The organism is Plantibacter sp. PA-3-X8 (assembly GCF_003856975.1).
Lineage (GTDB): Bacteria > Actinomycetota > Actinomycetes > Actinomycetales > Microbacteriaceae > Plantibacter > Plantibacter auratus.
In genome coordinates this window covers 1729457-1750325 of record NZ_CP033107.1, presented here as the reverse complement: position 1 = coordinate 1750325, position 20869 = coordinate 1729457, and the positions used below count along the sequence as shown (strand labels likewise).

Annotated in this window: 15 protein-coding genes; 7 read left to right on the top strand and 8 right to left on the bottom strand. The window is 70.3% G+C overall.

Annotated elements, in window-relative coordinates; translation table 11 throughout:
• Positions 1-16 precede the first annotated feature (16 nt).
• Positions 17-1108, top strand: a complete 1092-nt coding sequence (locus EAO79_RS08375; RefSeq protein ID WP_124768694.1) for an Rv2578c family radical SAM protein — start codon at positions 17-19, stop codon at positions 1106-1108.
• A gap of 9 nt (positions 1109-1117) precedes the next feature.
• On the opposite strand, the gene EAO79_RS08370 is transcribed toward EAO79_RS08375, so the two are convergent.
• On the bottom strand, positions 1118-1540 hold the full coding sequence (locus EAO79_RS08370) for a GNAT family acetyltransferase (RefSeq protein WP_124768693.1): 423 nt from the start codon (positions 1538-1540) through the stop codon (positions 1118-1120).
• A gap of 99 nt (positions 1541-1639) precedes the next feature.
• On the opposite strand from EAO79_RS08370, the gene EAO79_RS08365 reads away from it, so the two are divergent.
• Positions 1640-3157, top strand: coding sequence for a carboxylesterase/lipase family protein (locus EAO79_RS08365; protein WP_124768692.1), 1518 nt, complete (start codon positions 1640-1642; stop codon positions 3155-3157).
• 56 nt (positions 3158-3213) lie between these two features.
• Here the strand turns inward: EAO79_RS08365 and EAO79_RS08360 are convergent, their stop codons facing one another.
• Positions 3214-5646, bottom strand: a complete 2433-nt coding sequence (locus tag EAO79_RS08360; protein WP_124768691.1) for a DEAD/DEAH box helicase — start codon at positions 5644-5646, stop codon at positions 3214-3216.
• Positions 5647-5890: 244 nt separating this feature from the next.
• Here EAO79_RS08360 and EAO79_RS08355 point away from each other — a divergent pair, with 244 nt between their 5' ends.
• The gene (locus EAO79_RS08355; protein WP_256386834.1) at positions 5891-7747 is read left to right on the top strand and encodes a glycoside hydrolase family 15 protein; all 1857 of its coding nucleotides are present in this window, start codon (positions 5891-5893) and stop codon (positions 7745-7747) included.
• Positions 7748-7801: 54 nt separating this feature from the next.
• On the opposite strand, the gene EAO79_RS08350 is transcribed toward EAO79_RS08355, so the two are convergent.
• Complete coding sequence (locus EAO79_RS08350) at positions 7802-8287, bottom strand: NUDIX domain-containing protein (RefSeq protein WP_124768689.1); 486 nt, start codon at positions 8285-8287, stop codon at positions 7802-7804.
• Between the two features lie 65 nt (positions 8288-8352).
• Here EAO79_RS08350 and EAO79_RS08345 point away from each other — a divergent pair, with 65 nt between their 5' ends.
• Positions 8353-8967, top strand: a complete 615-nt coding sequence (locus EAO79_RS08345; RefSeq protein ID WP_086474605.1) for an antibiotic biosynthesis monooxygenase — start codon at positions 8353-8355, stop codon at positions 8965-8967.
• A gap of 28 nt (positions 8968-8995) precedes the next feature.
• Here the strand turns inward: EAO79_RS08345 and EAO79_RS08340 are convergent, their stop codons facing one another.
• Positions 8996-9913 (bottom strand): AraC family transcriptional regulator, encoded by a 918-nt coding sequence (locus EAO79_RS08340; protein ID WP_164486919.1) that lies wholly within the window; start codon positions 9911-9913, stop codon positions 8996-8998.
• 150 nt (positions 9914-10063) lie between these two features.
• Between EAO79_RS08340 and EAO79_RS08335 the strand changes: the two genes are divergently transcribed.
• Positions 10064-10546 (top strand): hypothetical protein, encoded by a 483-nt coding sequence (locus EAO79_RS08335; RefSeq protein WP_064294230.1) that lies wholly within the window; start codon positions 10064-10066, stop codon positions 10544-10546.
• 46 nt (positions 10547-10592) lie between these two features.
• Here the strand turns inward: EAO79_RS08335 and EAO79_RS08330 are convergent, their stop codons facing one another.
• The gene (locus EAO79_RS08330) at positions 10593-11345 is read right to left on the bottom strand and encodes an IclR family transcriptional regulator (protein ID WP_124768687.1); all 753 of its coding nucleotides are present in this window, start codon (positions 11343-11345) and stop codon (positions 10593-10595) included.
• 45 nt (positions 11346-11390) lie between these two features.
• Here EAO79_RS08330 and hutH point away from each other — a divergent pair, with 45 nt between their 5' ends.
• Positions 11391-13079 carry a histidine ammonia-lyase gene (gene hutH / locus EAO79_RS08325; protein ID WP_241161021.1) on the top strand — a complete coding sequence of 563 codons (1689 nt, stop codon included), beginning with the start codon at positions 11391-11393 and terminating at the stop codon, positions 13077-13079.
• A 107-nt stretch (positions 13080-13186) separates the two neighbouring features.
• On the opposite strand, the gene EAO79_RS08320 is transcribed toward hutH, so the two are convergent.
• Together EAO79_RS08320 and EAO79_RS08315 are read right to left on the bottom strand one after the other, a co-directional pair.
• On the bottom strand, positions 13187-17074 hold the full coding sequence (locus tag EAO79_RS08320) for an efflux RND transporter permease subunit (RefSeq protein ID WP_371413681.1): 3888 nt from the start codon (positions 17072-17074) through the stop codon (positions 13187-13189).
• A 168-nt stretch (positions 17075-17242) separates the two neighbouring features.
• Positions 17243-18685 (bottom strand): PLP-dependent aminotransferase family protein, encoded by a 1443-nt coding sequence (locus EAO79_RS08315; protein ID WP_079705091.1) that lies wholly within the window; start codon positions 18683-18685, stop codon positions 17243-17245.
• Between the two features lie 63 nt (positions 18686-18748).
• Between EAO79_RS08315 and EAO79_RS08310 the strand changes: the two genes are divergently transcribed.
• Positions 18749-19414, top strand: a complete 666-nt coding sequence (locus EAO79_RS08310; RefSeq protein WP_064294226.1) for a YitT family protein — start codon at positions 18749-18751, stop codon at positions 19412-19414.
• A gap of 85 nt (positions 19415-19499) precedes the next feature.
• Here EAO79_RS08310 and EAO79_RS08305 read toward each other — a convergent pair whose 3' ends face one another.
• Positions 19500-20822: a cation:dicarboxylate symporter family transporter gene (locus EAO79_RS08305; protein WP_124768685.1), complete on the bottom strand. Its 1323-nt coding sequence runs from the start codon at positions 20820-20822 to the stop codon at positions 19500-19502.
• Positions 20823-20869 lie beyond the last annotated feature (47 nt).

The following is a 20869-nucleotide window of genomic DNA, read 5'->3' as shown; positions in this document are numbered from 1 at the left end:
ATGTTCTAATGGAGGCATGCGGTGGAGCGGACAGGAACTCGGGGTTGAGACGACGTCGGCGCTGCCGGGCCTCGCGAAGCTGAACAACCTCGTGCGCAGCGTCCAGACGCCCGAGTTCGCCGGGATCACCTTCCACGAGGTGCTCGCGAAGTCCGCACTCAACCGCGTGCCCGGCCAGTCCGTGATGCCGTTCGGGTGGACCATCAACCCCTATCGGGGCTGCTCCCATGCCTGCGTGTACTGCTTCGCCCGACCGACGCATTCGTACCTGGACCTCGATGCCGGGAAGGACTTCGACTCGCAGCTCATCGTCAAGGTGAACGTCGCCGAGGTCCTCGAGAAGGAGCTCGCGAAGGCGAGCTGGGGCAGGCACCCGGTGGCACTCGGCACGAACACCGACCCGTACCAGCGCGCCGAGGGCAAGTACCGCCTCATGCCGGGGATCATCAAGGCCCTCGCCGACTCGGGAACCCCGTTCTCGATCCTGACGAAGGGCACGCTGCTCCGGCGCGACCTGCCCCTCCTGGCCGAGGTCGCTGAGCGCGTGCCGGTCGACCTCGCCATGTCGATCGCCATCTACGACGACGAGCTGCAGCAGTCGATCGAGCCCGGCACCCCGACGGCGGCGGCCAGACTCGCGACCGTCCGCGCCGCTGCCGACCTCGGCTTCGACGTCGGGGTCTTCATGATGCCGATCCTCCCCTACCTGACCGACACCGTCGACCACCTCGACCTCGCCCTGTCGCGCATCCGCGAGGCCGGCACGAGCACCGTCCTCTTCTCGACCCTGTACCTGAAGGCCGGCGTCAAGCCCTGGTTCATGCAGTGGCTGTCGCGGGAGCACCCCGAGCTCGTCGACCGGTACACCTCGATGTACGCCGACGGCGCCTACGCCCCGAAGGAGTACCGGAAGTGGCTGGCAGCGCGCATCCGCCCGATGATCCGCGACCACGGGCTCGAGCGCGGCACCGAGGACCCGGCCACCGGGGGTGTCCGCTCGTCGGCGCTCGGCATGTTGCGCGACGGGTACGGCGAGCGGGCCGAGCTGCGCAAGCGGGCGCCGGAGTTCGTCACGACCGGCCTGCAGGTCCAGCCGACCCTCTTCTGACCCGGAGCCTCAGGCGTCGGGGATGAGCCGCTTGCTGAGCAGCGCGACCTCGTCGGTGCCGTACCCGAGCGCCTCGTAGAACCCGATCACGCGGTCGTTGCCCGTCCGGACCATGAGGTTGATCTTCGGGCACCCGAGTCCGATGAGCAGGCGCTCGGCCTCGGCCATGAGCCCCCGACCGAGTCCACCACCCTGCTGCGCCGGTGACACGGCCAGGTAGTGCACCCATCCGCGGTGGCCGTCGTACCCCACCATCGCCGTGCCGATGAGGGCGCCATCGGCATCCACCGCGACGAGGAACAGCTCGGGCTGCGTCGTCGACTTGCGCTCGATGTCCTTCGCCGGGTCGTTCCACGGTCGTGTGAGCCCCACGGTGTGCCAGAGGGCGATGACGGCGTCGGTGTCGGCTGGGGTGAACGGACGGATCTGCATCGTTCCAGTCTTCCGCACCCGTCTCCCGTCCGATGCACAGGCGCGCGTACGACCGCCGTCGATACAGTTGGTCACCCGAGCATTGACGAACGGACGCGTATGAGCATCGACCCTGGGCTGGAACCGGCCGACGACGACACCCGGTCGGACGACCAGCCCACGCCGATCACCGTCGACACCGGCAGCGGCCCGGTCACCGGACGCAGTGCGGGCGGTGTCTCCAGCTTCCTCGGCATCCCGTATGCGGCGGCGCCGTTCGGCGACGACCGGTTCCGCCTCCCCCAGCCGGTCGAGCCCTGGGACGAGCCGCGCGACGCGACCCGGCCCGGCGCCACCGCACCGCAGGCCCCGTATGCCGGCGCGGTCGGCGACCTCCTCTCCACGGTGACCGTGCCGGGGAACGAGATCCTCAACGTCAACGTGTGGACACCGACTGAGCCGTCGACCGCCCTGCGCCCGGTGATGGTCTGGATCCACGGAGGCTCGTTCGTCCACGGCTCCAACGCGCTCGACGCCTACGACGGCACCGCATTCGCTCGCGACGGCGTCGTCCTCGTCTCCGTCAACTACCGTCTCGGGTCCGAGGGGTTCTCGGTGCTCGACGACGTCCCGCTGAACCTCGGCATCGCCGACCAACTGGCGGCCCTGACCTGGGTCCAGGACGAGATCGCCCGGTTCGGCGGCGACCCCGACAACGTCACCGTGTTCGGCGAGTCCGCGGGCGGCGCCTCGGTGGCGACGCTCCTCACCCACCCGGACGCTCCAGCCGTGATGCGCCGGGCGATCATCCAGAGCGGGCCGCTGGAGGCGCAGACGCGCGAGCGGGCGGGCCGCATCTCGAAGCTCATGGCGAAGGATCTGGGGGTCGCCACCACCCGAGCAGGCTTCCGACGTGTTCCACCGGAGGGGCTCGTGGCCGCGCAGGAGCGGGCCATGGCGGGCGGCAACCCGCTGAACGGCGGCGCCGGCTTCGCGGTCGCGACAGCCGCACCACTCGTACCGGACAGTCCGTTCGATGCGTTGCTCGCCGGACGGGCGGCCGGCATCCCCGTCCTCATCGGCAGCACGACGGAGGAGTACCGACTGTGGTTCGTTCCGACGGGACTCCTCCCGACGATCAAACGCGTCCATCTGCTCGCGGCACGCCTCAAGCTCGGGATCCCCGCGGCGACGGTCCGCACCTTCCGACGGAACCGTCCGAAGGCCTCGACCGGGGAGATCCTCGGTGCGATGGCGACGGACGTCCTGTTGCGCGTGCCACTCAACCGGGTCGCCGACGCGCGTGCAGCCGCGGGTGCGGACACGTGGGTGTACGAGTTCGCTTGGCGGAGCCCCGTCGGCGAGGACGGGCCCGGTGCCCTCGGAGCCGCCCACGCGATGGAGATCGGCTTCGTGTTCGACCACCTCGACTCGCCGGAGGCCGTCCGGATGGCGGGCCCCTCGGCGCCGCAGTCGCTCGCGACCGCGATGCACGACGCCTGGGTCGCGTTCGCGAAGGCGGGCGACCCGGGCTGGCAGCGTTGGGACGCCACCCGTCCGGTCCGGACCTTCGACGGGGTCGACGACGCCGTCGTCCTCGCGCCGCGCGACGACGAACGCGCGGCCCTCACCCCCTGACACGCGAGAACGCCCGCCGAGCGTGAGCTCGGCGGGCGTTCCTGATGCGGTGCGGACTACGCGGTGGCGATGTCCTCGACGAGCTGGTCGCCGGGGGCGGCGTCGTCGAACGCGGCCTCGATCTCAGCGCGGTCGAGCAGTTCGGTCATCCGGCGGCGACGGGCCTTGGGGATGATCGTGACGACGCGACCGATCTTGCCGGCACGGCCGGTGCGGCCGGCACGGTGCAGGTACGTCTTGTACTCGTCCGGGGCGTCGGCCTGCACGACGAGCGTGATGTCGTCGACGTGGATGCCGCGGGCGGCGACGTCGGTGGCGACGAGCACGTTGACCCGACCCGAGGTGAGCTTCTCCAGGTTGCGCGTGCGGCGCGCCTGGTTGAGGTCGCCGTGGAGCGAGACGGCGGGGATACCCGCCATGCCGAGCTGCTCCGCGAGACGCTCGGCGTACGCCCGGGTGCGGGCGAACACGAGGGTCTTCTCGGTGCGGTTGACGAGCTCCTCGATGAGGCGGTCCTTGCCCTTGTGCTCCACCACCAGCACGCGGTGGTCGATCGTGGAGGACGCCTGGTCCTCACCGGCGACCTCGTGCACCGACGGGTTCGGGAGGAACTCGTTGACGAGGGCTGCGACACCCTTGTCGAGGGTGGCGGAGAAGAGGAGCTTCTGGCCGTCGGGCGCGGTGCGACGCAGGATGCGCTGCACGGGCTCGAGGAAGCCGAGGTCGCACATGTGGTCGGCCTCGTCGAGGACGGTCACCGTGACCTGCGAGAGGTCGAGGCGACCCTGCTCGATGAGGTCCTCGATGCGACCGGGCGTACCGACGATGATGTCGACGCCGCGCTGCAGTGCGCCGACCTGGCGACCCTGCGGGACACCGCCGTAGATCTGCGTGGTGAAGAGGCCGACGGCGCGCGCGATGGGCTGCACGGTGCGGTCGATCTGCAGGGCGAGCTCACGCGTCGGGGCGAGGATGAGGGCGCGGGGCTTGCGACCCGGCTTGCGGTTCTTGCCGCCACCGTTCTCCATGAGCTTCTCGACGAGCGGGGCACCGAAGGCGATGGTCTTCCCGGAGCCGGTGCGGCCACGGCCGAGTACGTCGCGGCCCGCGATGACGTCCGGGATGGTCGCCGCCTGGATCGGGAACGGGCTGTCGGCGCCGAGCTCGGCGAGCGCACGGACGATGTTGCCGCCGAGGCCGAGGCTCTCGAACGTCACACCCTCGACGTCGCCGGCCTGGATCGCGTCGGCCTCGAGGCGCTCGAGCACCACGTCGTCCTGGGGCGTGTAGGAGCCGGCGTCGCGCTTCGGGTAGTAGTCGCTGCCGCGGCCGGCGTCGGACGCGCCGCGGTCGTCGAAGGAACGCTTCGGGCGGTCGTCGAAGGACCGCTTGGGGCGGTCGTCGTACGAACGCGCCGGACGCTCCTCGAAGGAACGCTTCGGACGGTCGTCGTAGGAACGCGCGGGGCGGTCGGTGCGGTTCGCCTGACGCGGGTCACCCTGACGGGCCGGGCGGTCACCGTAGGAGGGACGCTCGGTCCGCTCGCCACGGTTGTACGCGGGACGCTCGGTGCGGTCACCGTACGAGGGACGCTCGGTCCGCTCGCCGCGGTTGTACGCGGCACGCTCGGTGCGGTCACCGTACGAGGGACGCTCCGTGCGCTCACCCCGGTTGTAGGCCGGACGCTCGTTGCGGTCGCCACCACGGTTGTACGCGGGACGGTCGTTCCGGTCGCCGTACGAGGGACGCTCGGACCGCTCACCACGGTTGTAGGCAGGACGCTCGTTCCGGTCACCGTAGGAGGGACGCTCGGTCCGCTCGCCGCGGTTGTACGACGGGCGCTCATTGCGGTCACCGTACGACGGACGCTCGGACCGCTCACCACGGTTGTACGCAGGACGCTCGTTCCGGTCGCCACCGCGGTTGTACGCAGGACGCTCATTGCGGTCACCGTACGACGGACGCTCGGACCGCTCACCACGGTTGTACGCAGGACGCTCGTTCCGGTCACCGTAGGAGGGACGCTCGGTCCGCTCGCCGCGGTTGTACGACGGGCGCCCATTGCGGTCGCCGTACGAAGGACGCTCAGTCCGCTCACCACGGTTGTAGGCGGGGCGCTCGTTGCGGTCGCCACCACGGTTGTACGCGGGACGCTCATTTCGGTCGCCACCACGGTTGTACGCGGGACGCTCATTGCGGTCGCCACCACGGTTGTAGGCAGGACGCTCGTTGCGGTCGCCGCGGGGTGCGCGGTCGCCGCGCTCCTCCGACTCGAAGCGGGCGGCGCGCTCGGCACGCTCGTCTGCGTTCCAGCGAGACTTCTGCGGCGCTCCACCGGCGTCGGGACGGTAGCCGCGGTGGCCTTCGCTCTTGCTGCCGGACTTCGCGCCGGGACGCGAACCGAAGGGCCGCTTGTTCTCGCCGTACTTGGACTTGGGGTCGAAGTTCTTGGCCGGGCGTTTGCCGGCGGGGGTGTTGTTCTTGGGCATGGAGAAATGCTTTCCGGGTTATAACTCGTTCGCATGAACAACCTGCATGACTCACACAGCGCCATCCGAAACCTCGGCTGCGCTGCGGCATGCTCATACCCGGGCGATCACTGGCCGGGGCCGTCCACATCATGTGTGTGTTCGCGGAGTTCTCTCCGACGAAACCGGCCCACCAGACTGACATAACCCTCCGCGGTACAAACGCGGTGTCTAGAGCCGACTCACCTACGTTACCCGATCCACCCTGAGAAGTCACGGAGCATCACTCCCAGGCAGGCGCGCGGCGGCGTGGCAGCATGGGTGCATGCCCAGCCCCATCGAGGATTACGCCCTCATCGGTGATTGCCACACCGCCGCGCTCGTCTCGTCGGAGGGCAGCATCGACTGGCTGTGCCTCCCCCGGTTTGACTCGCCGTCGATGTTCGGTGCGCTGCTCGGCACCGAGGACCACGGCTGCTGGACGGTCCGGCCCGCCGACGCGCGGGCGACGGCGAGCCGCGCCTACCTCGACGACACCTTCGTCCTCGAGACCGTCTGGACGACCCCCGACGGCCAGGTGCGCGTGACCGACCTCATGCCCCACGGCGACCGCCGGGCGGATGTGGTCCGCCGGATCGAGGGGCTCAGCGGCACCGTCGCGGTCGACGTCGAGGTTCGCCTCCGCTTCGGGTACGCCGACGCGATCCCGTGGGTGCGGCAGCTCCCGGACGGCTCCGGGATCGTCGCCGTCGCCGGCCCCGACGCCGTCGTGGTCCGCGGCGTGCACCTGACGGCGTCCGATCACGCCCACTCGGCGACCGTCGAGGTCTCCGCGGGCGACACCGTCGACCTCACCCTCACCTGGTACCCCTCGCACCGCGAGGTGCCGGACCCGGTCGACGTCGGCCCGCGCATCGACCACACGATCGCCTGGTGGCGCGACTGGGCGTCCCGCTGCGATCCCGCCGACGAGTACGAGGAGGCGGTCGTGCGGTCGCTGCTCGTCCTTCGCGCCCTGACCCACGAGGACACCGGGGGCATCGTCGCCGCCGCGACCACGAGCCTGCCGGAGTCGTTCGGGGGCGTCCGGAACTGGGACTACCGCTACGTCTGGTTGCGCGACGCCTCGCTGACCCTCGAAGCCCTCATGCAGCACGGCTTCACCGAGGAGGCGCACGACTGGCGCAGGTGGCTCCTCCGGGCGATAGCCGGTGACCCGAACGACCTGCAGATCATGTACGGCCTCGCCGGCGAACGCCACCTCGTGGAGGAGGAGCTCGACAGCCTCCCCGGCTACCTCGGTGCCGCCCCCGTGCGCGTCGGCAACGGCGCCTACACGCAGTACCAGGGCGACGTCTTCGGGTCTGTGATGATCGCCCTCGACGAGGCGCGCTCGGTCGGTCTCGCGGACGACGACTTCTCGTGGAGCCTCCAGCGCGCGCTGCTCGGCGTCCTCGAGGAGCACTGGAACCGCCCCGACCGCGGCATCTGGGAGGTGCGGGGCGACGAGCAGCACTTCACCCACTCGCGCGCCATGATCTGGGCGGCGCTCGACCGCGGCGTCCGAGCGGTTCGCGAGCACGGCATGGACGGGCCCGTCGAACGTTGGGAGGCCCTGCGCGAGACCCTCCGCGAGACGATCGAGCGCGAGAACGTCGACCACGCACGCGGGTGCTACGTCCAGCATGCCGGGACGACCGAGGTCGACGCGTCGCTGCTCGTCCTCGCGCAGATCGGCTACGTGGCGCCCGACGACCCGCGCATGCTCGCGACGGTGGCCGCGATCGAGGAGGACCTCCTCCAGGACGGTCTGCTCCTGCGCTACCGCACGACGAGCGGGGTCGACGGCCTGCCGGGCGACGAGCACCCGTTCCTCGCGTGCTCGTTCTGGCTCGTGCAGCAGTACGCGGCCTCGGGCCGACTCGACGACGCCCGCGAGCTGATGGACCGGCTGCTGTCCTTCCGCAACGACCTGGGCCTGCTGTCCGAGGAGTACGACGTGCAGCAGGCGCGGCAGGTCGGCAACACCCCGCAGGCGCTCTCGCACCTCACCCTCGTCCGAGCCGCCGACGCCATCGCCGCAGCCACCCCCTCCAGCCCGCGAACTGTCACCAAACGCTAGTCACGGGCCCCGGAACTAGCCTCAAGTGACAGTTCGCGGGCAGGTGGAGGGACGTCAGCGGGTGAAGCGGGCCTCGCGCTCGTCGGAGGCGGCGAGCGCTATCCGGGTGCGGAAGTTCTGCGAGACCTGCTCGGGCAGGGCATCGAGCGGGAACCACCGCGCCTCGGAGTTCTCGCCGTCAGCCGGATACGGCTCGCCCGACTCGTAGCGGCATCGGAACACGAGGTCGATGTACTGCGTGACGTCGCCGTTGTCGTAGACGTTCTGCGGGAGCACCTGCACCTGGGCGAGACGCTCGGCGACGGCGACCACGGCCGCCTCCTCGAGGACCTCGCGCTCCGCCGCGACCGCGGGCTCCTCGCCCGGGTCGATGATGCCGGTGACCGGCGTCCACGCCCCGTTGTCCTGTCGCCGGACGAGCAGGACCTCCGCCTCAGGCGTCCCGAGACCGCGCAGGACGACGGCGGTCACCCCCGTCAACCAGAGGGGTGCGTGCCCGATCCGCTCGCGGAGGGCCAGTACGAAGTCAGGAGTCGCCATGCCTCGACTCTACGGGGGCCGCAGCGGGACACGAGATCGAAACACGAGTGCGGTCTACTGGGCGCATGGAACACGATCCCATCACCGTCTCGATCGAGCGACGCGTCAACCCGGCGTCGATCTCCGAGGCCACCATCTGGGTCCAGGCGGGCATCAACCTGGCGAACCGATACCCCGGCTTCCTCGGCTCCGGCTGGGTGCGCGCCGGCGCCGAGAGCGACGTCTGGTACATGCTCTACCGCTTCGCGGACGAACAGACGCTCACCGACTGGGAGGAGTCGAAGGAACGCGCCTGGTGGCTCTCGAGCGGCCGCGAGTTCATGGAGCAGTCCCGCGTCGAGCGGCGCAGCGGGATCGAGGGGTGGTTCGACGCGCCCGACGGGATCCTCCGCGTCGAGGAGGCCGAGCTCTCCGGCGACCCGGACCCGATCCCGCCGGCACCGCCGCGCTGGAAGCAGGCGGTGAGCATCTGGTTGGGCTTCTTCCCGCTCAACCTCGTCTTCACCCTCCTCGTCACGGCCCTCGTGCCCGGTTGGGAACCGCTCGGCGTGTTCCTCCACGTGCTCATCTCGACGCTCATCCTGACGCCGATCATGACCTACTGGCTCCTGCCACTCGTCACGAGGCTGCTGCGGCCCTGGTTGACGGCTCCGCGACGAAGCGGGCGCACCGCAGGCTGATCCGGCGCACTCGGACGGCGCTGCGACCTCAGGCGTCCTCCGCCTTGGTCTGCTCTCGGAACTGGCTCGGGCTGAGACCGGTATGCGCGACGACCGCTCGACGGAGGTGCGCCTGCGAGTGGTAGCCGCAGCGGGCCGCGACCTCGGCGATCGACAGGCCCCGGTGGTCGGGGTCCGACAGGGGGGCGGGCGCGAGCTGCACCCGCCGCTCGGCGATCTCGCCGGCGGCGCTCGTGCCCGAGCCTTCGAACACCCGTTGCAGGGACCTGGTCGACATGTTGAAGCGACGCGCCAGCGTCTCCGGTCGCAGCTCCCGCTCGGCGAAGGACGCGGCGATGTGCTCGATGATCCGGAGTCGGAGCGGAACCCGTCCGGCCTCACCCTCGGCCCGGAAGAGGTCGTTCTCCGCGTAGAGGGTCGCGAGCATCGTGTCGATCACCCGGCAGAGTCTGAGCTGCGCGGCGCCGCCGATCGGTTCGAACGCGGAGATGACCTCCACGAGGAATGCGGCGCTGGCCCGCAGCAGCGGCGACGGTGCCAACGGTCCGAGGGCGCTCGTCGGGGCGATGCCGAGGCGGCGGAGCGCACGCATCGGCACGAACACGTACAGATAGGTCGCGTGGTCGTGGATCGTCGTCCGGTAGGTCTCGGCGCCCTCCGTGAGCGTCCCGGTCCCGGGGAGCAGGTCGAGTTGCTGTCGGCCGTGGACCAGACTGGCCGCACCCTCGATGAGCATCACGATCGTCGCGACCGGCTCATCGAGCCCATAGGCGTCGGCGAGGACGTCGAACGTCCCGGGCCCGACCGTGTTGCGATGGAGGACGTACTCGCCGAGCACGACCGAGTCGACGGTCATCGAGAACCGGTCGGGGTCCACGTCCACGAATCGCAGCGCGCCCGACGCCTCCTGCATCCCAGTCGCACCCTCGAACCGTCGTGTGGTCACGCGGCCGCGCGCAGGGAACCGACCGGATAGGCCATCATCAGGTGCGGGCATCATCGGACCCTTCGAAGAGTTCATCCACCCTCGCACAGGGTTCCGTCCGAATCGAGGGGTTGCCAGCCGCATCGCACGGTGGTCGGCGATACTGGACTGATGATCTCCGCTGACCTCGCCCGAGCGCTCCGCACCGCCGGCCTGCGCTGGACCCCCGAACCCGGCGACCGCTTCACCATCGACGGCGGCGAGCTCGCCGGCGACGTGTTCACGGTGAGCGAGATGACCGTCGAGGTGCACGAGCACCCGGGTGGCCGCAGCTTCGGCTTCAACGGCACGACCGAGTGGGCGTTGGACTCCGTCGACCAGGAGGAGACGCTCTGGCTGCCGTCGGAGCACCAGCTGCGCGCTCTGCTGCGCGGCTCGTTCCGGTCGCTCGAACGCGCGGTGTCCCCCGCTGCACCGACCGACGGTGAGCCGACCCTCGACGACGAACTCGACGTCCTCCTGTCGTTGGGCGACGCCGAGGCGTACACCGTCGTGGTCGAGCTTGGCGGCGAACTGCGACGGTTCAGCGCCGCGACGGCGCCCGACGCGTATGCGACCGCACTGCTCGAGCTCATCCTGCGCTCGGTCGCCTGACCACGGTTCCGGAGCCGCCGCACCGCCCGCCCGCTCCGCCGCGCGCTCAGCGACCCCGGATCCGGCGCGACAGCTCGGCCGCCGCCGGGTGGATCTCGCGGGCCAACCACGCCGGGTCGAGCCCGGTATCGGCGTCGTAGGTGACCGCGATCGCCGCCGCCGGCCAGCCCGTGTGGTCACGGACGACCACCCCGACACTCGCGAGGCCGAGCGTCACCCCGCCCGCCTCGCGCGCATACCCGTCCTGCGTCGTCTGGGCGAGCAGCTGTCGCAGCTCGCGGTACCGCTTCGGCCCGTGGCCGGTGCGATCGACGAACGCCGCCTGGTCGGGGAACAGGGCGCGCAGCTGGCCAGCCGGCAGCGCGGCGAGGATCGCGCAGCCGCTGGCGGTCAGGTGAGCCGGGAGGCGCACACCGACGTCGGTGACGAGGTGCGGCCGACGCGGTGCCCGCTCGTCGACGATGTAGAGCACGTCCCGGCCGTGCAGCACGGCGAGATGCGCGCTCTCACCCACCCGGTCGACCAGCTCGGCGAGCAACGGGCGCCCGAGCATGCTGAGCGGCTCCTGGCGCGCGTACCCACCGGAGAGTTCGAAGGCGGCGACCCCGAGCCCGTAGCGACGGGCTTCCGGCAGGTGGACCACGAAGCCGTGCTCCTGCAGCACGCTGAGGAGGTGGTAGACCGTCGATCTCGGCAGGTCGAGGGCCGAGGCGATCGCCGCGGCCGGAAGCGGGCCGCGGGCGCCGGCGAGATGGCTCAGCACGCGCAGGGTGGCGTCGGCTGCCGGGACCTGACTCACCGTTGACCTCGTCTCCGCGGCTCGGACGCGGCCGCCTGGTCGTCCATGTCTGTCATCCCAGACACGGACGACTCTACGCGCACCGCCGCGGTCGGCGTCCGGGTGTTCCATCGGAACATGGACATCCAGCCCGGCGCGACCCCGACCACCAGCGACCCGACGACCTCCGGTCGCTCGCATCCCGAGCCCGTCGGCCCGACCTCGGTCGTCCTGGGCACCGGACCGCTGTCGATCGACGAGGTCGTGGCCATCGCCCGACACGGCGCACGGATCGACCTCGACGACGAGGCCCTCGACGGCGTCGCGGCATCGCGCCGGATCATCGAGGCGCTCGCCTCCGACCCCGAGCCCCACTACGGGATCTCGACCGGGTTCGGTGCGCTCGCGACCACGTTCATCGAGCCGACGCGCCGCGCGCAGCTGCAGGCGAGTCTCGTCCGCTCGCACGCCGCCGGCAGCGGCGAGGTCGTCGAGCGGGAGGTCGTGCGTTCTCTCATGACGCTGCGCCTCTCGACGCTCATGACTGGCCGCACCGGGGTGCGGATGGAGACGGTCCGCGCCTACGCGGCGATGCTGAACGCCGACATCGCCCCGGTCGTGCGCGAGTACGGGTCGCTCGGCTGCTCCGGCGACCTCGCGCCCCTCGCACACTGCGCGCTGGCGGTGATGGGCGAGGGCGAGGTGACCGATGCGTCCGGGCGCACGCGCTCCGCTGCGGAGGCGCTCGCGGACGCCGGCCTCAAGCCGGTACAGCTCGCCGAGAAGGAGGGGCTCGCGCTCATCAACGGCACCGACGGCATGCTGGGGATGCTCGCGCTCGCCGTGGACGACCTGCGGATGCTCTTGCGCACAGCCGACGTCGCCGCGGCGATGAGCGTCGAGGGCCTGCTCGGCACGGACGCGGTGTTCGCCGCAGACCTGCAGGCCCTGCGCCCGCAGGCGGGTCAGGCCGAGAGCGCCGCGAACCTGCGGTTGCTGCTCGACGGCTCCCCGATCGTCGCGAGCCACCGGGGTCCCGAGTGCACCCGGGTGCAGGACGCCTACTCACTGCGCTGCGCCCCGCAGGTGCACGGTGCCGCCAGGGACACCGTCGACCACGCCGCGATGGTCGCCGAGCAGGAGCTCGCGAGTGCCGTCGACAACCCGGTGCTCACGCCGGACGGGCGGGTCGAGTCGAACGGGAACTTCCACGGCGCCCCGGTCGCCTACGTGCTCGACTTCCTCGCGATCGCCGTCGCCGATGTCGCGTCCATGTCGGAGCGCCGCACCGACCGCTTCCTGGATCGGAGCCGGAGCAACGGCCTCCCACCGTTCCTCGCGCACGAGGTGGGTGTCGACTCGGGCCTCATGATCGCCCAGTACACGGCGGCCGGCATCGTGAGTGAACTGAAACGGCTGGCGCACCCGGCGTCCGTCGACTCGATCCCGTCCTCCGCGATGCAGGAGGACCACGTCTCGATGGGCTGGGCGGCGGCGCGGAAGCTCCGTCGGGCGATCGACGGTCTCGGCCGCGTGCTGGCGATCGAGGTCATGACGGCGGCCCGTGGCCTCGACCTGCGCAGCCCGCTCGAGCCGGCCGTCGGCACCGGGGCGGTGCTCCGCCGGGTGCGTGAGCAGGTCACGGGTCCCGGACCCGACCGGTTCCTCTCCCCCGAGATCGAGGCGGTCACCGCGCTGGTGCAGTCGGGCGAGGTCGTGCGGGCGGTCACCGGCGCGGTCGGCGAACTCCGCTGAGTCGGGCGTCACACGACGAAGCCCTCGGGCGCCGGTGACGGCGTTCCCGAGGGCTTCGTGTCGAGGGGCTCGAACCTCAGCTCATCGACCGAGCGGGAGGCGGTCGATCACGGCCACTGCGCGCGGCGGCGCTTCGGCCGTTCGGTGCCCGAAGACGGCTCAGTCCCGGGTGCCGGGTCGGCATCGGGCTTCGGCTCAGCGTCAGGCGTCGGCTGGGTGTCGCTCGTCGGGCTGGAGTCAGCAGGGAGCTCGGACTTCTCCGCCGCCTCAGCCTCTCCGGCCGGCTCCGTCTCCAGGATCGGCTCGGGCTCGGCGACCGGCTCAGCCGTCGCTTCCGGCTCAGGCCGCACCGCAGGGGCTACGTGCTCGCCGGAATGAGCGACCTCGTCCGCAGGGCCTTCGGAGACCGCGTCGGGAAGGGTGATCGCTTCGGTGCGCGGCAGCTCGTCACCCGTCGCCACATGCGCCCCGTGCACCTCGTGGGCTTCGTGCACCTCGTGCGCGGCGGGCCGCGTCATCGGTCGATCCACCGCCGGCTCACTCGGCGCAGCGACCTGTGGCTCGAGTGCCGCATCCGAGTCCGTGGGAGCCGCATCGGCAGGATCGGCGTCGGCAGCAACCGAATCGATCGGGGCCTCCTCCGCCGGTTCCGCGTCAGCGGGAGTGGCGCCATCTGGAGCCGCGTCCACCGGAGCCACATCCGCCGAGGCCGACGGAACGGATGCGTTAGGCACGCTCGGCGCGGTTGCAGCGCTTCCGCCACCGGCGCCGACGAGGACCGGCTCCTCCGCGGGGACAGTCGCGGCCCGCGGCCCCTCGATCGCGGCGACCGTGCGCGCCGTCGGCTTCGGCTCGGCTGCAGCCCGCCGCTGCTCGCGACGTTCGCGGAACCCCTCGACGAGGTTGTAGAGGGTGGGGAGCACGACGAGCGTCAGGATGGTCGAGGAGACGAGCCCGCCGATGACGACGATCGCGAGCGGCTGCGAGATGAAACCACCGTGTCCGGTGATGCCGAGTGCCATCGGGGTGAGGGCGAAGATCGTCGCGAGCGCCGTCATGAGGATCGGACGGAGCCGGCGTGCGGCACCGTGCTCGACGGCCTCGATCACCGTCATGCCGCGGCGCCGGTACTGGTTCACGAGGTCGACCAGCACGATCGCGTTCGTCACGACGATACCGATGAGCATCAGCACGCCGATGAGCGACGGGACGCCGAGCGGCACGCCGGTGATGATCTGGAGCCCGATCGCGCCGGTCGCGGCGAACGGTACCGACACCAGCAGCAGGAGCGGCTGCCGCAGCGAACGGAAGGTCGCGACCATGATGACGTAGACGATGAGGATCGCGGCGAGGAGCGCGAGGCCCAGCTGTCCGAACGCGTCGCTCTGCGATGCCGTGACACCCCCGAGGGTCGCCGTGGTGCCGGCGGGCAGCTTGACGTCGTCGATCGCCGTCTGCACCTCGGCGCTGGCGGTACCGAGGTTGTCGCTGCCCGGAGTCGCGCTGATCGTGGCTGAGCGCAGCCCCTTGACGGTCGAGATCGTCGCGGGTCCGTCGACCTGCGAGACCGTCGCGAGGGTGTCGAGGCGTCTCGGGCCGGTGGCCGTCGGGACCTCCGTCGCCGCGAGGGCGTCGACGGTGGTCGGCGGGTCCTGGGCGTCGACGTAGATGGTGAGCGTGGTGTCGTCGATGACGATGGAGCCCACCGTCGTCGGCTGCATGAGCTGCGAGACGTACGCACCGAGCGCGACCTCGCTGAACCCTGCTGCGGCGGCGGCGTCGCGGTTGACGGCCACCTGGACGTAGGGCCGCGATTCGCTGAGGTTGCTCGTGACCTGGTCGATGCCGTCGAGACCGGTGACGGCCTGCTGGATCGCGTCGGCGGCCTCCGCGAGATCGCTCTGCCGTGCGGAGGTGATGTCGATCTCGATGTCGCTCGACCCGCCGAAGCCCGCGGACGCGGCGACCTCGATCTCGCCGACGTCGTCGAGCCCGGACAGGTCCTTGCGGACCGTCTTCTGGAGTGCCGTCTGGTCGGCGTCTTCGTTCGTCGTGATCGAGTAGGTGATGGCTCCGCCACCGCCGCCCGAGAACGCGTCGCGCAGGGAGCTTCCGCTCGACCCGATCGAGAGCTGGACGGTGTCGATGCCGTCGATGTCGCGCAGCTTCGTCTCGACCTGCTTCGCCGCCGCGTCCTGGGCCTCGAGGCTCGTGCCGACCGGCAGGGTCTGCGTGACCGTGAGGGTGTTCTGGCCGGAGTCACCGAGGAAGTTGGTCTTCATGAACGGCGTCAGCGCGAAGGTGCCGACGAGCACGAGCACCGAGAGCAGCAGGGTGGTGACCGAGTGCTTGAGGGTCCAGTGGATGATCGGGAGGTAGGCCTTCTGGAGCCGTGACGGCTTCTCGAGGTCGTCTTCGTCCTGCACGCTGACCCGGCGCTCGCGTCGGCTCCGGACCGGTCCGTTCGTCGCGTCGGACGGCGCTTCCTCCGCTGCGGCTGCGGCTGCGAGGCGCTGGGCCTTCGGGGCGCGGAGGAACCAGTAGGCGAGCACGGGCACGATGGTGAGCGCGACGAGGAGCGACGCGAGCAGCGCGATCGTGACGGTGAGGGCGAAGGGTCGGAAGAGTTCTCCGGTGACGTCGCCGACGAACGCGATGGGCAGGAACACGGCCACTGTGGTGATGGTCGAGGCGGTGATCGCGCCCGCGACCTCCTGGACGGCGCTCAGGATCGACCCGGCGCGCTGTGCACCCGTCCGATTGTCGCCGAACGAGAGGTGTCGCTTGATGTTCTCGATGACCACGATCGAGTCGTCGACCACGCGCCCGATGGCGATCGTCAGCGCGCCCAGCGTGAGGATGTTGAGCGAGTACTCGGCGACCTGGAGACCGATGAAGGTGATGAGCACGGACGTCGGGATGGAGATCGCCGTCACCAGCGTGGCCCGGACGTCGAGGAGGAACACGAGGATGATCAGCACCGCGAAGACGAGGCCGAGCAGTCCTTCCGTCGTCAGGGCCTCGATGGACTGCTCGATGTAGGGCGCCTGATCGAAGACGACGGTGAGCTTGGCGTCGGAGCCGATGGTCCGCTCGAGCTCGGGAAGGATGTCGCGCACGCCCTGCGAGACCTCGACGGTGTTCGCCGCGGGCAGTTTCGTGACGGCGATGGTGAGCGCCGGCTCGCCGTCGACGCGCGAGATCGACGTGATCGGGTCGTCGCTCAGGGCGACCGTCGCGACGTCGCCGATGGTCAGGACGGAGCCGTCGGCGGCGAAGGCGCCCGTGATCGGCAGGGCGGCGATGTCGTCGACCGAGGTGAGCTTGGTGCCCGTCTGCACGGAGAACGTCTTGTCGCCTTCGGTGATGTCGCCCGCGGGCTGCAGGGAGCCGTTCTGCTGCAGCGTCGTACCGATGACCCGGCTGGTCTGCCCCGCGAGGGCCAGTTTGGCGTCGTCGGGGGTGATCGTGACCCGCTTGCCCACCTCACCGACGATCGCCGCGTCGCGGACGCCGTCGACGTCCTTGATGTCGGGGACCACGGAGCTCGAGAGTACCTCGGCCAGGGAGTCCTGATCGGCCGCGCCGGACACGGCGATCTGGATGACCGGGAGGTCGTCGATGCTGCCGCTGACCACCTGCGGGTCGACGGTGTCGGGCAGGGTCGACTTGATGCGGTTGATCGCCTGGGTGATCTTCTGCTCGGCGGTGGCGAGGTCCGTGCCGTAGGTGAAGGTCGCGCTGATGAGGCTCGAGTTCGTGCTCGACGTCGCAGAGGTGGACTCGATACCGGGCACGCCCTGGATCGCGGTCTCGATCGGGGTCGAGACGTCGTCGTTGACGACCTCGGGTGCCGCACCCGGGTAGCTCGTGATGATCGCGAGCTGTGGGAACTGGACCGACGGGATGAGCTCCTGCTTGAGGCCGCCCACCGCCAGGACGCCGAACACGGCGGCCACGATGGTGACGAGCGCGATCAAGGCGCGGTTCTTCATGCTGAGGACGGAGAGCAGGTGCACGGAGCCGCTTTCGGTTGTTGCGAGAGGTGCGGACGCTGTAATTATGTCACCGCACACCCGTCCGACGGCGGTCTCGCGCGGAGGCTGGACACGGCACGCACAAGCACTGCGTGTGGAGCGGTGTCACGCTCGTCGGCGACGAGGTCAGACGACGTCTTCGAGGTAGTCCAGAGCCGGCACGTGCCCGAACATCGCGGAGTGCCAGGTCTGCGTCAGCAGCTCGACCGCCTGCTCGGTCTGGGCCCACGGATAGCTGATCGGGATGCGAAGGTAGCGCTCGAACGCCCCGTCGATCCCGAACCGTGGCCCGGCGACGATCACGAGCCCGTGGCTGCGAGCCGCGAGCGAGAGCTGCGATGACGCGGCCTCGCCGAGGTTCACCCAGGTGGCGATCCCACCGTCGACCCGCGGCACGGTCCACTCGGGAAGGCGGTCGGCCAGGAGGTCGACGAGCCGGTCGCGGGTCTCGCCGAGCGCGACACCGCGCCGGGCGACGATGCCGTCCATCGCCGGCATCAACTGCTGGACGGTCAGCTGGTCGAGGATCGGCGTGCCGAGGTCGCCCAGCGAGCGTGCCGAGACGAGCTTCCTGATCGTGCCGCGCTCGGCCCGGATCCACCCGATGCGGAGGCCTCCCCAGATCGTCTTGCCCACCGAGCCGATCGTGATGATCGACGCCGGCGCGCCCTGGAGTGCGGCGAACGGGGTGCCGTCGAGGCCCTGGTCCGTCGGCCGGTCGATGTCGAGCTCGGCCGTGGTCTCGTCGATCACGAGCACCGTCCCGTGCCGCTCGGCGGCTGCGGCGACCCGTCGCCGGGTCTCGAGCGGCATCGACGCCCCGGTCGGGTTGTGGAAGTCCGGCATGAGGTACGCCATCGCGGGGCTCGTGCGCTCGAACCACTGCTCGAGTTCGCGGACGTCCCAGCCGGTCTCCGAGGAGACGGTCGCGGCGCCGAGCCTGGCCCCGGCAGCCCGGAGCGCCTCATAGGCGTGGGGATAGCTCGGCATCTCGACGAGGACGCGGTCACCTCGGCTGAGCAGGGTGCGCGCGATGAGGGCGATCGCGTGTTGGGCCCCCACGGTCACCATGATCTCGTCGGGGTCGGTGGGCAGCCCGCGCGCGGTGTAGCGGTCGGCGATGGCCTGCCGCAGCTCGGGCATGCCGACGAGGTCGTAGTCGAAGTCGTGCATGTACCGCGGCAGTTCTGCGGCGGCGGTGGCCACGGCGTCGATGATCTCGGGGCACGGCGGGACGGCCGCCTTGCTGAAGTCGAGGAACCCGCCCTGTGGCACGGGAGCCAGCGCAGTGGGCGCCGACGGCAGGAGGGTGACACTGCCCGAACCGCGGATGCTGCGGAGGTAGCCGGCCTCGCGCAGTTCGCGGTACGCCGCGGTGACCGTGGTGCGGCTCAGTGCGAGCCGATCGGCCAGTTCCCGCTCGGCCGGCAGACGGGTGCCGACCGGGATGCGTCCGTCGAGGACGAGGAGTCGGATGCGGTCGGCGAGACCGCGGTATGCGGGCGCAGCGGTCTTCCACTGCCCGAGCAGGGCGGCGAGCGATCGGGCACTCAGGGTGATGGAAGCCATTGAACCACGATACCCAGATTGGCCTCTAGCGCCAAAGCCAATCGTGCAATTGGATTGTCCACCATGACCCGTCGTGTGCTCCAACTCCTCATCGGCCTCTTCCTGTACGGCATCGCCATCGCGATGATCGTGCGCGGTGCGGTCGGCGTCGCCCCATGGGACGTCCTCACCCAGGGACTCAACCTGCGGACCGGCCTGAGCTTCGGACTCATCACGATCATCGTCGGCGGGCTCGTGCTCCTCGCCTGGATCCCGCTCAAGCAGCGGCCGGGTGTCGGCACCGTCCTGAACGTCCTCCTCGTGGGGCCCTCGGCCGACATCGGGCTGGCGTTCATCCCCGCGGACCTCGACCTGTGGGCGCGCATCCTGCTGTTCGCCGGCGGACTGCTCCTCCTCGGCGTCGCCTCGGGCCTCTACATCGGCGGCAACTTCGGCCCCGGCCCGCGAGACGGCCTCATGACCGGCATCCACCGCGTCACCGGGTGGCCGATCTGGGTCGGGCGCACGGGCGTGGAGCTCGTGGTCCTCGGCATCGGGTGGCTGCTCGGCGGGAACGTCGGCATCGGAACGGTGGTCTTCGCCGTGCTCATCGGCCCGATCTGCGGCTACACGATCCCGTTGTTCCGGATCGCTCCGCGGACGGAGCACTCGACCACCGCCGTGGACGAGGCGGTGCTCGAGGGCGACACCCCGCCGTCGAAGCCGATCGTCGACTCCCCGGCCAACTGAGCACCCTTCGACAGGCTCAGGGACCGGGAGGAACAGGCTCAGGGACCGGATGTCCGGTCCCTGAGCCTGTCGAAGGGCCGATCCCTCAGGGCTTCGCCACCGCCACCGCGCCCGTGTGGTCGTCGACGCTCATCGTCGCCTCGTCGAACCGCGAGCGACCGGAGAGGACCTCGCCGACCTGCACCCGGTCGACCTCCTTCACCCACGTGCCGATGATGATCGTGGCGACCGCGTTTCCGGTGAAGTTCGTGAGCGCACGCGCCTCCGACATGAAGCGGTCGATGCCGACGATGAGGCCGACCCCGTCGACGAGGTCGGGTCGGTTGGCCTGCAGGCCGCCGGCGAGGGTCGCGAGACCGGCGCCGGTGACGCCCGCGGCGCCCTTCGACGCGATGATCATGAACACGAGGAGCGAGATCTGCTCCCCGAGGTTCATCGGGACACCCATGACGTCGGCGATGAAGATCGACGCCATGGTGAGGTAGATCGCGGTGCCGTCGAGGTTGAAGGAGTAGCCCGTCGGGACGGTGATGCCGACGACCGGCTTGGAGACACCGAGGTGCTCCATCTTCGCGATGAGTCGCGGCAGCGCAGCCTCGGAGGAGGAGGTGCCGACGATGAGGAGGTACTCACGGCCGAGGTACTTCATGAGATTGAAGATGTTGAAGCCCGTCGCGAGGCGCAGGACGCCACCGAGCACGACGACGATGAACAATGCGCAGGTGATGTAGAACGCGATCATGAGCGTGGCGAGCCCGACGAGCGCGCTCGCACCGGCGGACCCGGTCACGGCGGCGATCGCACCGAAGGCACCGATGGGCGCGATCCACATGATCATCGCGAGCACCCGGAACACGAGCGCCTGGATGAGCTTGATGCCGCGCAGGATCGGTTCTCCCGTCGTCCCCATCCTCTGCAGGCCGAATCCGACGAGCAGGGCGACGAAGAGGACCTGCAGGATGTTGCCGCCGGTCAGCGAGGACACGAGCGTCGTGGGGATGATGCCGAGGATGAACTCGGTCGTGCTCTTGGCCTCCCCCTCCACCTGGTAGCTCGTCTCGGCGAGGTTCAAGCCGGCGCCCGGCTGGATGAGGTTGCCGACGACGAGGCCGATCGCGAGGGCGAAGGTCGACATCACGATGAAGTACAGCAGCGCGAGCCCGCCGACCTTGCCGACGGTCGCGGCCTTCGCGATCGACCCGACGCCGATCACGATGGTGCAGAAGATGACCGGGGCGATCATCATCTTGATCAGCGCCACGAAGGCGTCGCCGATGGGTTTGAGTCCCTTCGCGAACTCCGGGGCGGCGAGTCCGACGACGATGCCGGCGAGCACCGCGACGATCACCGCGAGGTAGAGGTAGTGGGTCTTGTCCAGCCGTTTCAGGGAGGAGAGCGTCATTGCCATTCCGGATCCGTTTCGTCGGCCGCGTCAGTGCGGCAGCGGGTGGTCGA